Origin of the sequence: Ramlibacter algicola (assembly GCF_016641735.1) — a bacterium.
GTDB lineage: Bacteria > Pseudomonadota > Gammaproteobacteria > Burkholderiales > Burkholderiaceae_C > Ramlibacter > Ramlibacter algicola.
Map to the genome: position 1 here is coordinate 1,166,781 of NZ_JAEDAO010000001.1, position 11,973 is coordinate 1,178,753.

The 11,973-nt window shown below is 69.8% G+C and carries 15 protein-coding genes; 7 read left to right on the forward strand and 8 right to left on the reverse strand.

Annotation, left to right across the window (positions count from 1 at the left end; genetic code table 11):
• Positions 1–6 precede the first annotated feature (6 nt).
• From I8E28_RS05710 to hemA, 5 genes are all read right to left on the reverse strand, one after another.
• Positions 7–1,002 (reverse strand): AAA family ATPase, encoded by a 996-nt coding sequence (locus tag I8E28_RS05710; protein WP_200787032.1) that lies wholly within the window; start codon positions 1,000–1,002, stop codon positions 7–9.
• Between the two features lie 162 nt (positions 1,003–1,164).
• Positions 1,165–1,497 carry a Grx4 family monothiol glutaredoxin gene (gene grxD / locus I8E28_RS05715; protein WP_200787033.1) on the reverse strand — a complete coding sequence of 111 codons (333 nt, stop codon included), beginning with the start codon at positions 1,495–1,497 and terminating at the stop codon, positions 1,165–1,167.
• Between the two features lie 44 nt (positions 1,498–1,541).
• Positions 1,542–2,369, reverse strand: coding sequence for a peptide chain release factor N(5)-glutamine methyltransferase (prmC, locus tag I8E28_RS05720; protein WP_200787034.1), 828 nt, complete (start codon positions 2,367–2,369; stop codon positions 1,542–1,544).
• Positions 2,366–3,463 carry a peptide chain release factor 1 gene (gene prfA, locus I8E28_RS05725; RefSeq protein ID WP_200787035.1) on the reverse strand — a complete coding sequence of 366 codons (1,098 nt, stop codon included), beginning with the start codon at positions 3,461–3,463 and terminating at the stop codon, positions 2,366–2,368. The genes prmC and prfA overlap by 4 nt, the downstream gene beginning before the upstream one ends.
• 75 nt (positions 3,464–3,538) lie before the next feature.
• Positions 3,539–4,810 (reverse strand): glutamyl-tRNA reductase, encoded by a 1,272-nt coding sequence (hemA, locus tag I8E28_RS05730; protein ID WP_200787036.1) that lies wholly within the window; start codon positions 4,808–4,810, stop codon positions 3,539–3,541.
• Between the two features lie 61 nt (positions 4,811–4,871).
• Here hemA and I8E28_RS05735 point away from each other — a divergent pair, with 61 nt between their 5' ends.
• Genes I8E28_RS05735 through queF form a run of 4 tightly spaced genes read left to right on the forward strand, consistent with a single transcriptional unit; the run spans position 4,872 to position 7,812 of the window.
• Complete coding sequence (locus I8E28_RS05735; protein ID WP_200787037.1) at positions 4,872–5,147, forward strand: hypothetical protein; 276 nt, start codon at positions 4,872–4,874, stop codon at positions 5,145–5,147.
• A gap of 58 nt (positions 5,148–5,205) precedes the next feature.
• The gene (locus I8E28_RS05740; protein ID WP_200787038.1) at positions 5,206–6,066 is read left to right on the forward strand and encodes a 2OG-Fe(II) oxygenase; all 861 of its coding nucleotides are present in this window, start codon (positions 5,206–5,208) and stop codon (positions 6,064–6,066) included.
• A 13-nt stretch (positions 6,067–6,079) separates the two neighbouring features.
• A complete protein-coding gene (locus I8E28_RS05745; protein WP_200787039.1) occupies positions 6,080–6,970 on the forward strand; it encodes an alpha/beta fold hydrolase in 891 nt (296 codons plus the stop codon).
• Positions 6,967–7,812, forward strand: a complete 846-nt coding sequence (gene queF, locus I8E28_RS05750) for an NADPH-dependent 7-cyano-7-deazaguanine reductase QueF (protein WP_200787040.1) — start codon at positions 6,967–6,969, stop codon at positions 7,810–7,812. Before I8E28_RS05745 ends, queF begins: the two co-directional genes overlap by 4 nt.
• On the opposite strand, the gene I8E28_RS05755 is transcribed toward queF, so the two are convergent.
• From I8E28_RS05755 to I8E28_RS05765, 3 genes are all read right to left on the reverse strand, one after another.
• Complete coding sequence (locus I8E28_RS05755; RefSeq protein ID WP_200787041.1) at positions 7,780–8,073, reverse strand: hypothetical protein; 294 nt, start codon at positions 8,071–8,073, stop codon at positions 7,780–7,782. The two genes, queF and I8E28_RS05755, sit on opposite strands and share 33 nt — an antisense overlap.
• Positions 8,074–8,075: 2 nt before the next feature.
• Positions 8,076–9,182 (reverse strand): hypothetical protein, encoded by a 1,107-nt coding sequence (locus I8E28_RS05760; RefSeq protein WP_200787042.1) that lies wholly within the window; start codon positions 9,180–9,182, stop codon positions 8,076–8,078.
• Positions 9,183–9,330: 148 nt separating this feature from the next.
• Positions 9,331–10,515 (reverse strand): Y-family DNA polymerase, encoded by a 1,185-nt coding sequence (locus tag I8E28_RS05765; protein ID WP_200790311.1) that lies wholly within the window; start codon positions 10,513–10,515, stop codon positions 9,331–9,333.
• Positions 10,516–10,673: 158 nt separating this feature from the next.
• Here I8E28_RS05765 and I8E28_RS05770 point away from each other — a divergent pair, with 158 nt between their 5' ends.
• The 3 genes from I8E28_RS05770 to I8E28_RS05780 are packed head-to-tail and all read left to right on the forward strand — an operon-like array spanning position 10,674 to position 11,963.
• A complete protein-coding gene (locus tag I8E28_RS05770; protein ID WP_200787043.1) occupies positions 10,674–11,099 on the forward strand; it encodes a group III truncated hemoglobin in 426 nt (141 codons plus the stop codon).
• Positions 11,100–11,110: 11 nt separating this feature from the next.
• Entirely contained in the window at positions 11,111–11,560 is a 450-nt protein-coding gene (locus tag I8E28_RS05775) for an RrF2 family transcriptional regulator (RefSeq protein ID WP_200787044.1), read from the forward strand.
• A gap of 55 nt (positions 11,561–11,615) precedes the next feature.
• On the forward strand, positions 11,616–11,963 hold the full coding sequence (locus I8E28_RS05780) for a GFA family protein (protein WP_200787045.1): 348 nt from the start codon (positions 11,616–11,618) through the stop codon (positions 11,961–11,963).
• Positions 11,964–11,973: the final 10 nt, after the last annotated feature.

Here is an 11,973-nt window from a genome sequence, read left to right on the forward strand (position 1 = left end):
CCGGACCTACTGCACGAAGCCCATGCGGCCCTTCGCCTGGGCCTTGGGCAAATCCTCGACTGCGATGGTCCCGCGCTGGTCCAGGCGCGCATTGCCGAACCCCGTCATCAGCGCACGGCGCATCTCGCGCGGCGCGAGTTCGGCCAGCGCGTCGAGCAGGTCGTCGGCCGGTTCCGGGTCGAAACGGCTGCCCCAGCCGTGCTCGCCGCGGATCGACCGGTACAGGTTGCGCGCGATCTGCCGCGCCGCCTCGAACGACGGCGCCTCGATCTCGAAAACGTTCATGCGATTGAGGATCGGCTCGGGGATGCTGCGCTCGTCGTTGGCGGTGAGGATCCAGATCACCTGGCTGGCGTCGATGGCGACTTCGGCGAATTCGTCGATGAAACTCTGCGCGGTGTCATGCTCCAGCAGGCTGTAGAGCGAGCCGAGCGGGTCGTACTGCGCATCGGCGGCCGCCTTGTCGATCTCGTCCACCACGATCACCGGGTTGGCGTACTGGCCTTCGACCAGCGCCTCGAACACCTTGCCGGGCTTGGCGCCTTTCCACTGCGACGAGGCGCCCGACAGCAGCCAGCCCGCGGTCATCGACGACATCGGCACCAGGTTCATGCCGGTGCCCAGCAGGTCGGCGAGCTTGCGCGCGAAGTGGGTTTTCCCGATGCCGGGCGGGCCGAGCAGCAGCATCGGCGTGACCTCGAGTCCGTCGCGCGAATCCTGCGCCAGCGCCACGTGGCGCTTCACGTCGTCCAGCGCGTCGGTGAAGTTGGGCAACTCGTCGTAGAGCGTCGCCATGTCGGGGACGCCGCACGGCTTGACCTGGAAGCGTTCCGGCCCGCGCTCGAGCATGCGCTCGTAGGTCGTGCGCAGCGACTCGTGGTCCTTGCCGGGGAGCTTGGCGAGCTTGCGCTCCACCTCGTGCGGGCGGAACACATTGCGCAAGTTCGCGATCGGAAGCTTGAACGAGGATGGTTGATGGGGCACCAGACTGCGGCTGTCCATGCACTCTCCTTGACCTGCTGGGTCATTCCAGCATAGAGCGCGAGTGAGTTCAACCGGATGAGGCCGCAGCCGCATGCGACTGTCAGCAATTTGCCGCGTCGCGTGGCGGAGCGCACGTGGCGCCCGCCAGTGGCAGCCGCAGGGCGCGGCTGCTAACGGGCTTCAGCCCTGGGCGGCGTTGGTGCCCAGCACCTGCTGCAGTTCGCCCGACTGGTACATCTCCATCATGATGTCCGAGCCGCCGACGAACTCGCCCTTCACGTACAGCTGCGGGATGGTGGGCCAGTTGCTGTAGTCCTTGATGCCCTGGCGGATCTCGTCGTCCTCCAGCACGTTCACGGTGGTGACCGTCTTCGGGTCGACGCCGCAGGCCTTGAGGATCTGGATCGCGCGGCCCGAGAAGCCGCACATGGGGAAGCTGGCGCTGCCCTTCATGAACAGCAGCACTTCGCTGCCCTTGACCAGCTGGTCGATGCGTTGCTGCACGTCGCTCATTCGAATCTCCTGCCGTGGCACGGCGCCACGTTTCACTGCCTCGATTATCGGACTTCGGGCCGTTGCCCGCCGGAGCAGCGCTCGATGCCCGCGAGGTCCCGCCGGGATGCGACCGCTACCAGGCCGGCGGCCTGGAGCAGGCCGCGCACCGCGTCGGCCTGGTCCCAGCCATGCTCGAGCAAGAGCCAGCCGCCGGGGGCGAGCAGGGCGGGCGCCTGCGAGGCGAGGTGCCGCAGGTCGTCCAGCCCGTCCGGTCCGGCAGCCAGTGCGGCCCGAGGCTCGTGCCGCAGCGCCGGCAGGTGCGGGTCGCCGTCGGCGATGTAGGGCGGATTGCTCACGATCACGTCGAACGGTCCGGCCAGGCCGGCGAGCCAGTCGCCGCGGCGCCACTCCACGTCGAGCCCCAGGCGATCGCCATTCGCCTTCGCCACCGCCAGCGCTTCCTCGCTGCGATCCACCGCGACCACGTGCGCTGGCGCGCAGCGGTGCTTGAGCGCCACCGCGATCGCGCCGCTGCCGGTGCCGAGGTCCACCACGCGCGGCGAAGGCCGGCCAGCCATCACCTCGAGTGCCCAATCCACCAGCGTCTCCGTGTCCGGCCGGGGCACCAGCACGCGCGCATCGACGGCGAGATCGAGGCCGTGGAATTCCTTGTGGCCCACGATGTACGCCAGCGGCTCGCCCGCGAGGCGCCGATGCCACGCGGCTTCGCAGCGCGCCCGCACGTCGGCGTCGACGGCGTCGGTGTCATGCGCGAGCAGCCAGGCGCGCTCGGAGCCGTCGCGGCCCAGCGCCTGCAGCAGCAGCAATTGCGCATCGAGGCGCTCCAGCCCGAGCGCCGTCGCCTGCGCGAGCAGCTGGGCGAGTGTCATGCGGCCGGGGCCCCGAGGCCGATCTCCAGCTCCTCGAGCTGCTCGGCCTTGCGCGCCAGCAGCAGCGCTTCCACCAGTTCGTCCAATTCCCCTTCCATCACCATCGCGAGCTTGTAGAGCGTCAGGTTGATGCGGTGGTCGGTCACTCGCCCTTGCGGGAAGTTGTAGGTGCGGATGCGGTCACTGCGGTCGCCGCTGCCGATCAGGCCCTTGCGCGTCGCGGCTTCCTTCGCGGCGCGTTCGGCGCGCTCCTTCTCGCGGATGCGCGCGGCCAGCACCTGCAGCGCCTTGGCCTTGTTGCGGTGCTGGCTGCGGTCGTCCTGGCACTCCGCGACGATGCCGGTCGGGATGTGCGTGATGCGCACGGCCGAATCGGTCTTGTTGATATGTTGGCCGCCCGCGCCGCTGGCGCGAAAGGTGTCGATGCGCAGGTCGGCCGGGTTGATCTGCACGGCTTGTGCTTCGTCGGGCTCGGGCAAGGCGGCGACGGTGCACGCGCTCGTGTGGATACGCCCCTGCGTCTCCGTCGCCGGCACGCGCTGCACGCGGTGGCCGCCGGATTCGAACTTCAGCTTGCCGTAGACGCCATCGCCGACGACGCGCAGGACGACTTCCTTGTAGCCACCGACCTCGCCTTCGCTCTCGCTGACGATCTCGATGCGCCAGCCCTGGCGGTCGGCGTACTTCGTGTACATGCGCAGCAGGTCGCCGGCGAACAGCGCCGACTCGTCGCCGCCGGTGCCGGCGCGGATTTCCAGGAACGTGTTGCGCACGTCGTCGGGGTCCTTGGGCAGCAGCAGCTTCTGCAGCTCGTCTTCCAGCCGCGGCAGTTCGTCCTCGATCGCGGCGACTTCTTCCCGTGCCATGTCGGCCATGTCGGGGTCGTCCAGCATCACGCGGGCATCGGCGAGCTGCGCCTCGCGCGCGCGGAACCGTTCGAACAGGCCCGCGACCACGCTCACCTCCGAGTGCTCGCGCGTGAGCGCACGCAGGCGGTCCATGTCCTGCGCGACCTCCGGCTGCTGCAGGAAAAAGTCGAGTTCCTGCAGGCGGACCGGATAGCGTTCGAGTTGCTGGCGGAGGAAGGGCTTCAAGGGGCGGCTCGGGTCGGGACGGACGTGGGGTGGGGCGTGCACCGCGGCGCGGCGCACGTGGGCGCACGTGCGCCGCTAACGCGACTTGCGCAGGAAGAAGTGCTCGATCGCGTCGGTGGCGCGCTCGCGCGCCGCCGCGTCGCCGGCATGCAGTTCGGCCAGGGCGCCGTGCAGCATCTTCTGGGTGAGGCCGCGCGACAGCGCTTCCATCACCGCTTCGGGATCTTCGCCGCGGGCCAGCAGCTTGCGCGCGCGGGCCAGTTCGGCAGCGCGCCACTCGTCTGTCTGCGCCTGCAGCTGCTGGATCAGCGGCACGGCGTGGCGCTGGTCCAGCCAGTGCATGAAGCTCTGCACGCCGGCGTCGATGATGGCTTCGGCCTGGGCGACGGCCGCCTGGCGGTGCGCGTGCCCGGCCTGGACGACGTGCGCGAGGTCGTCCACCGTGTACAGGTAGACGTCTTCGAGCTGCTTGACCTCGGGCTCGATGTCGCGCGGCACGGCGAGGTCCACCATGAACATCGGGCGGTGCTTGCGCGCCTTCACCGCGCGCTCGACGGCGCCCAGCCCGATGATCGGCAGCGTGCTGGCCGTGGAGGACACCACGATGTCGAATTCATGCAGGCGGGCCGGCAGGTCCGACAGCCGCATCACCTGGCCGCCGAAGCGCGCCGCGAGCTTCTCGCCGCGCTCCAGCGTCCGGTTGGCGATGGCGATGGCAGCCGGCTCCTTGGCGGCGAAGTGCGTCGCGGCCAGCTCGATCATCTCGCCCGCGCCGACGAACAGCACCTTGGTCTTGCGCAGGTCCTCGAACAACTGGCCGGCCAGGCGGACCGCCGCTGCGGCCATGCTGATGGAATGCGCGCCGATCTCGGTGGCCGAGCGCACTTCCTTCGCCACCGCGAAGGAGCGCTGGAACAGCTGGTTGAGCGTGGTGCCGAGCGCGCCGGCTTCGTCGGCCGCGCGCACGAAGTCCTTCATCTGGCCCAGGATCTGCGCTTCGCCCAGCACCATCGAGTCGAGCCCGCTGGCGACGCGGAACGCGTGGCGCGCCGCCTGCCCGTCTCGCAGCACGTAGGCATGCGACTTCAGCGTCGCCGCCGGCACGCCGCCGGACCGCGCCAGCCACTCGATGGTCGGGTCCAGGTCGTGCTGCGGGCCGGCGCAATAGATCTCCGTGCGGTTGCACGTCGACAGGATGGCGGCCTCGGGCTGGCGGGAGACCTGGCCCAGGAAACTCTGCCGCATCGCGGCCAGCGTCGGCTGCACCTGGTCGAGGGCGAACGCGAACCGGCCGCGCAGGTCGACCGGCGCGGTGGTGTGGTTGATGCCCAATGCCCAGACGGCCATGGGGGCGATTATAAAATTCGCCGCTCCCACAAGCACTTACGCTGGATCAAACCCCTTCCCGATGGGCCCCACCGATTTCCTGCTGCACGCCATGGGCCTGCTCGCCCCGGCCCTGTTCCTGGCCGTCCTGCTGCCGACCGGCACCAAGGTGCTCTTGCGGCGGGCCACGCCGGCCTTCCCGTGGTGGGTGCAGTGCGTGCTGCTGCTGGCAGTGGGCGCGGCGGTGCTCGGTGGCGGGCTGTGGTGGTTCGGCCGCGACGGCAAGATGGCGACTTACTTCACGCTCGTGATGGCCACGGCCACCGCGCAGTGGCTTTCCTTGCGGGCCTGGCGCTGAAGGCCATGGCTGAGCTCGCCAGCCCCGAAGCGCCGCCGTTCCATCGCACAATGGACCCATGACGACGAAGACGCAGCAGCAGATCACCCCGGAGCTTCGCAAGTGGATCGTGGAGCAGGCACAGGCCGGCCACCCGGCCGAAGCCGTGCTGCGCTCGATGATGGCGTCCGGGTGGGACAACGACGTCGCGGTCGAAGCGATGGAAAGCACCCTGCGTGAGCACTTGAACGCGCAGGCCGTGCAGCAGGGGCTGGCCCCGGCGGTGCCGGTGCCCGAACCGAAGCTGGACGAATCGCCGCTGTACATCGACGCCGGCGACCGCAAGGTGTACGTGGTGCAGAACCAGTACAACCCGCGCGTGGTCGTCTTCGGCGGCGTGCTGTCGGACGACGAGTGCGACAAGCTGATCGCGCTGGCCAAGCCGCGCATGGCGCGCTCGCTCACCGTCGCCACCAAGACCGGCGGCGAGGAGGTCAACGAGGACCGCACCAGCAACGGCATGTTCTTCCAGCGTGGCGAGAACGAGCTGGTCACGCGCATCGAGGCGCGCCTGGCCAAGCTGGTGAACTGGCCGGTGGAGAACGGCGAGGGCCTGCAGGTGCTGCACTACCGCCCGGGCGCCGAGTACAAGCCGCATTACGACTACTTCGACCCCAACGAGCCGGGCACGCCGACCATCCTCAAGCGCGGTGGCCAGCGGGTGGGCACCATCGTGATCTACCTCGCCGAGCCGGAAAAGGGCGGCGGCACGACCTTCCCCGACGCGCACCTCGAGGTCTATCCCAAGCGCGGGCACGCCGTGTTCTTCAGCTACGAACGCGCGCACCCGTCGACCAAGACGTTGCACGGCGGCGCGCCGGTGCTGGCCGGCGAGAAGTGGATCGCCACCAAGTGGATGCGCGAGCGGCGCTTCGAATGAGCGCCCGCCCCGCATGAGGCTGCAGGCCAACGGCATCACCATCGAAGCCGAGGACACGGGCGACGCCCGGCGTCCGGCCGTGCTGCTCGTGATGGGCCTCGGCATGCAACTGGTTGCCTGGCCGGCCGCCTTCATCCAGGGGCTCTGGGACGCGGGCTTCCGCGTCGTCCGCTTCGACAACCGTGACGTGGGGCTGTCACAGTCCTTCGACGAACTCGGCGTCCCGAACCTGGTGGTCGAATCGATCCGGCATCGCTTCGGCCTGCGCGTGCGCGCGCCGTACACGCTGGCCGACATGGCGAACGACGCCTTCGGCGTGCTCGACGCCCTGAAGATCGAGCGCGCCCACGTCGTCGGCATGAGCATGGGCGGCATGATCGCCCAGCGGATGGCGCTCGCAGCCCCGGACCGCATCCAGTCGCTCACGAGCATCATGAGTTCCAGCGGCGCCCGCTTCCTGCCCGGCCCGAAACCGCCGGTGCTGCGCGCGTTGCTTGCGCGGCCGAAGGACAGTTCCGAGGACGCGGTGGTCGACCACACGATGGCGCTGCTGCGGCTGATCGCCAGTCCCGCTTATCCGCACGACGAAGTCGTGGTGCGCGAACGGGTCCGTGCGGCCGTGCGACGCGCCTACCGGCCCGCCGGCACCCAGCGGCAGATGGCTGCGGTGGTCGCGGACAGCAAGCGTGCGCGCGAGCTGGCCACCATGCGCGTGCCGACGCTGGTCATCCACGGCCGCGACGATCCGCTGGTGCCGTTCGCCTGCGGCGAGGACACGGCGCGCCGCATTCCGCATGCGCGGCTCGTGGCGCTGCACGGCATGGGCCATGACCTGCCGCCCGGGGTGGTCGATCTGCTGCTGCAGGCGATCGTGCCGCACCTGCGGCAGACTCGCGGGGGATGAACTCTCCCGAGCAGTCGCTGCTGGGCAAGCCTGCCCCGTACCGCGACCAGTACGACCCGACGCTGCTGTACCCCATCCCGCGCGCGGCCAAGCGCGAGGAACTGGGCATCACCGCGCAGCCGCCGTTCTTCGGCGCCGACCTGTGGACGGCCTACGAGCTGAGCTGGCTCACGCCCCGCGGGCGCCCCGTCGTCGCGATCGCGCAGGTCACCGTGCCGTGCGAGACGCCGAACCTTGTCGAGAGCAAGTCGTTCAAGCTGTACCTGAACAGCTTCACCAATTCGCAGTTCGCCTCCGGCGACGAAGTCCTGGCGCGCGTGCGGGCCGATCTGGCCGAAGCGGCATGGCGGGGCAGCGGCCGCACGGGCAGCATCGGCGTGCGCCTGCTCCTGCCGGAGCTGTTCGACCAGCAGCAGGTGCACGAGCTCGATGGCATCAACCTGGACCGGCTCGACATCGAATGCACGGACTACACGCCGCGGCCGGACCTGCTGCGTGCCGTCTTCGACGAGCAGCCGGTCGAGGAAGTGGTGGTGAGCAACCTGCTCAAGAGCAATTGCCTCGTGACGGGCCAGCCCGACTGGGGCAGCGTGCAGATCCGCTATGCGGGACCGCAGATCGACCATGGCCAGTTGCTGCGCTACCTGGTGAGCTTCCGCAACCACAACGAGTTCCACGAGCAGTGCGTGGAACGCATCTTCATGGACATCCGGCGGCACTGCCGCCCGACCAGGCTGGCGGTCTACGCGCGCTACACGCGCCGCGGCGGGCTGGACATCAACCCGTACCGCACCAGCCACCCGGCCGCCCTACCGGCGAACGTGCGCACGGCGCGGCAGTGACTTGGCGCAGACCCAGTCGCAGCGCAGCCGCTGCAGCCGGTGCGCCCGGAAGCGCCACGCCGTGTAGAGGTCCGGCGCCGACATGCCGAGCAGGCACAGCGGCGCCATCCACAGCGCGCCACAGGCGAACACCGGCAGCCAGCCGATGCAGCCTGCGATCCACAGCATGAGCATCAGGTCCCACAGCTGGTATTCCAGCGGGTGGGTCGTGCGGTGGCCGGCATGCCAGCGCTTGATGTGTTGGAGGTCGTCGAGAGTCATGGTCAGCCCTGGCGTTGGTAGAGCTCCAGCCGCTGCACCGGGGTCGACTGCGCGCCTTGCGATGCTTCCAGCTGCACGTCCAGCCGCGCGCCTGGCGGCACGGCCTGGGCGCCGAGCCCGAAACTGAAATTTCCGTTCGCGTCGGCCTGCACACGCTGCTGCGTCACGGGCAGCGCCACGGTCGCGCGGCCCGCGGGTGCCGGCGCGATGGCATGCACCTGCGCGTGCACCGTGGCGAACGGCGTCGTGCGTCCCCGCACCAGCACGCTCGAACTCTCGACCGTCGTGCCGGCGGCGGGACTGAGCACCTGCAGGGACAAGGGGGTGGTCGCCGGCACGACGACGGGCACGACGGTCGTCGATGCGGCGCCCAGCGTGGTCGTCGGCGACGCCGAGGCCACCAGCGGACCGGACAGCTGCGCCGACGACACGACATCGCCCTGGCGAAGCGTCGCGACGATCGGTCCGGATTGCACGCTGTCCGTCGTGCGCAGCGTGTAGCGGCCGACGTAGTGGCCCGGGCGGCCTTCGCGCAGCGGCAGCGCGTCCGCGATCCCGGGGACGCTGACGCTGGCGCGCGCTCCCGGCGTGCCGTCGACGACGAACCGCAGTTCGGATCCGGGCTGGAGCGATGCGACCGGGTCGGCACCGAACGTGTCGATGCGTGGCGGCGTGGCCTGGGCCGCTTGCGCCGGCGCCGCGCCGCGCAGCGCCTGGAAGCTGCCGGGGAAGTCGAACTTGGAAATCACCATGCGGCCGTTCGCCCGCAAGGTGGCCTGGATCGGCTGCGACACGTCGATGCGGTCGGCGCGGCCTAGCGTGTAGCGCCCCGTGTACAGCCCGGGCGCTCGCTCGTGCAGCGCGATCGAGATGCCACTGCCCACCAGCTGCACCCGCGCTTGCGCACGCGGCGTGCCTCGGACGGTGAAGTCGAGCGTCGAGCCCTGGGTCAGCCCGGCGTCGGCGTTGACCTCGAGGCTGTCGACGACTGGCGATGCCGCAGCGGTTTGCTGAGGGTGCGCGGGCAGAGGCAGCAGGGCCGGCCAGGCCAGCGCCAGCGCGAGCAGGTGGGAGGGGCGGAGCAGGGGGGAACGTTGGGCGGCACGCATGGCGGTCTCGCGGGGCGGCGACGTGCATCCAAGGTAGGCGTCGCCCGAGTGCCTGGGTGTAGGCCTCCCCCGGTCGGACCAGTAGGAGCGCGCAAGGGCATGCTGTCGCCGCTGCCCGGACACCGCCCTCGCGGACGAGCCACGCACCTCAGCCGGCCTGGAACAGGTCGGGCGTGTGTTCCTCGACGCGCAACGGCGCTGCCACGGCAGTTGCCTCGGTGCTGCCCGCGCGGGCGAGCTTGCCCACGCGAACGCCGAGCAGCCGCAGCTTGCGGTCGAGCGGCACGCGCTTGAGGCACAACCCGGCGACACGGCGGATCGCCTTCGCGTCGTCGGTGAAGTGCTCGAGCGTGTGGTCTCGCGTCGCGGTGCGGAAATCGTCGTAGCGCAGCTTGATGCCGATCGTCTTGCCGACGTAGCCCTTGCGGCGCAGGTCGTCGGCGACGCGCTCGCACAGGTCGGTGAAGATCGCGCCGAGTTCCGCGCGGTCGCGCACCGCATGCAGATCGCGATCGAAGGTGGTCTCGCGGCTCATGGAGACCGGCTCGCTCTCGGTGACCACCGGCCGGTCGTCGCGGCCCCACGCCACGTTGTGCATCCAGCGCCCGGTGGACTGGCCGAAGTTGTCGACCAGCCATTCAGGGTCCTGCGCCGCGAGGTCGCCGATGGTGTGCACGTGCAGGCGCAGCAGCTTGGCTTCCGCCTTCGGCCCGATGCCGTTGATCTTGCGCACGGCCAGCGGCCAGATGCGCGATTGCAGGTCGTCCTCGTGGACGATCGAGATGCCATTGGGCTTGTTGAACTCGCTGGCCATCTTGGCGAGCAGCTTGTTCGGCGCCACGCCGATCGAGCAGGTCAGGCGCGTCGCCTCGAAGATCGATTTCTGGATCAGGCGTGCCAGCACGCGACCACCTTCGCGCTGGCCGCCGGGGACGTCGGTGAAGTCGATGTAGACCTCGTCGATCCCGCGGTCCTCGACCACCGGCGCGATGTCGCGGATGACGGCCTTGAACGCGCGCGACAGGCGCCGCACCTCGTCGAAATCGGCCGGCAGCACGATGGCCTGCGGGCACAGGCGCGCCGCCTTCATCATGCCCATCGCGGAGCCGACGCCGAACTGGCGCGCGGGGTAGGTGGCGGTGGTGATCACGCCGCGGCCGACGTAGTCCTTGAGCAGCGGAAAGGCGCCGGCCGGGATCTCGGAGAGCGGCCGGTCCGAGAAGCGCTCGCGCACCATCTCGTCGACGCGCCGGCGTCCGCCGCCGATCACCACCGGCAGGCCCTTGAGCTGCGGATAGCGCAGCAACTCCACCGACGCGAAGAAGGCGTCCATGTCCAGGTGGGCGATGCGGCGCTTGGGGGCGGTCACGGCGCAATTGTCGCGGCATCGACGGGGCGCCTCGCGGCGGTCGGCGTGGGAACGTGACCGATTCCCGCACGCGACGCGGGTGCACTGAAAGATGAGCCGTTGGCTCATCTTAAAATCGCGGCATGCCCGATCCTGATCTCTGCACCGAAGACGAGGTGCACGCCCTGGTCCATGGTTTCTACGGGCGGGTGCGCAGCGATGCCGTGCTCGGCCCCGTCTTCGATCGCCACATCGGCGACTGGGGCCCGCACCTGGCGAAGATGGTCGACTTCTGGTCCGGTGCGCTTCGCGGCACCGCGCGCTTCCGCGGCACGCCGATGCCCAAGCACATCGCGCTCCCAGGGTTGTCGGCGGACCTGTTCCAGCGCTGGCTGGCGCTGTTCGCGGAAACCACCGCCAGCCTGCCGAATGCGCCGATGCGCGAACGTGCCAACGAACTGGCGCACCGCATCGCGCAGAGCCTCTGGTACGGCTACCAGATGAGCCGCGGCATGGACACGCTCACCGAGTCCGCCAACCTCGCTGCACCGGCCGCTCGGGCGGCCTGAGCAGGCTCCCCATGCGGCTCGCGCACATGACCGACTGCGCCATCCGGCTGCTGGTCTACGTGGGCCAGCGCGACGAGCGCCTGTGCACGATCGCGGAGGTGGCGGCGGCCTACCGCCTGTCCGAGACGCACCTGATGAAGATCACGCACCAGCTCGCGCTGGCGGGCTGGCTGCGGACGGTGCGCGGCAAGGGCGGGGGCATCCGCCTGGCCAAGCCGGCGGCGGAGATCCCGCTGGGAGCCGTCGTGCGCACGATGGAACCTGACTTCGCCCTCGTCGAATGCTTCGCGACGGCCAACACTTGCACGCTCACCGGTGATTGCGTGCTCGCCGGCGTGATGGGCGATGCGTTGCAGCGCTTCATGGAGCACCTCGACCAGCACACGCTGGCCGACGTGTTGCCGCAACCGCTGACGGCGCTCAAGCCCGTGCGCCTGTGGCGGCTCGTCAAGGCGGCCTGACTCGCCACCGCCCCGGTGCGGGTGCCAGAATCGCGCACCGCGTCCAGGAGGCTCCATGACCTACCGTTCCAGCTGCCATTGCGGCAACGTCGCCATCGAGGTCGAAGGCACCATCGACCAGGCGATCTCCTGCAACTGCTCGATCTGCCAGCGCAAGGGATCGCTGCTCTGGTTCGTGCCGAAGGCGCAATCGAAGCTGCTGACGGACGACGCCAACGCGGCGACCTACCTGTTCAACAAGCACCTGATCCGGCACCGCTTCTGCAAGACCTGCGGCATGCATCCTTACGCCGAGGGCAAGGACCCGAAGGGCAACGAGATGGTCGCGGTGAACGTGCGCTGCATCGAGGGCATCGATCTCGCGTCGGTGCCGGTGATGGAGTACGACGGCCGCTCGAAGTGAGGCGGCGCCG

Coding starts and splice junctions, on each gene's coding strand:
- I8E28_RS05710 (WP_200787032.1), bottom strand. CDS start 1,002: ATGGACAGCCGCAGTCTGGTGCCCCATCAACCATCCTCGTTCAAGCTT.
- grxD (WP_200787033.1), bottom strand. CDS start 1,497: ATGAGCGACGTGCAGCAACGCATCGACCAGCTGGTCAAGGGCAGCGAA.
- prmC (WP_200787034.1), bottom strand. CDS start 2,369: ATGACACTCGCCCAGCTGCTCGCGCAGGCGACGGCGCTCGGGCTGGAG.
- hemA (WP_200787036.1), bottom strand. CDS start 4,810: ATGGCCGTCTGGGCATTGGGCATCAACCACACCACCGCGCCGGTCGAC.
- I8E28_RS05735 (WP_200787037.1), top strand. CDS start 4,872: ATGGGCCCCACCGATTTCCTGCTGCACGCCATGGGCCTGCTCGCCCCG.
- I8E28_RS05740 (WP_200787038.1), top strand. CDS start 5,206: ATGACGACGAAGACGCAGCAGCAGATCACCCCGGAGCTTCGCAAGTGG.
- I8E28_RS05745 (WP_200787039.1), top strand. CDS start 6,080: ATGAGGCTGCAGGCCAACGGCATCACCATCGAAGCCGAGGACACGGGC.
- queF (WP_200787040.1), top strand. CDS start 6,967: ATGAACTCTCCCGAGCAGTCGCTGCTGGGCAAGCCTGCCCCGTACCGC.
- I8E28_RS05755 (WP_200787041.1), bottom strand. CDS start 8,073: ATGACTCTCGACGACCTCCAACACATCAAGCGCTGGCATGCCGGCCAC.
- I8E28_RS05760 (WP_200787042.1), bottom strand. CDS start 9,182: ATGCGTGCCGCCCAACGTTCCCCCCTGCTCCGCCCCTCCCACCTGCTC.
- I8E28_RS05765 (WP_200790311.1), bottom strand. CDS start 10,515: ATGGACGCCTTCTTCGCGTCGGTGGAGTTGCTGCGCTATCCGCAGCTC.
- I8E28_RS05770 (WP_200787043.1), top strand. CDS start 10,674: ATGCCCGATCCTGATCTCTGCACCGAAGACGAGGTGCACGCCCTGGTC.
- I8E28_RS05775 (WP_200787044.1), top strand. CDS start 11,111: ATGCGGCTCGCGCACATGACCGACTGCGCCATCCGGCTGCTGGTCTAC.
- I8E28_RS05780 (WP_200787045.1), top strand. CDS start 11,616: ATGACCTACCGTTCCAGCTGCCATTGCGGCAACGTCGCCATCGAGGTC.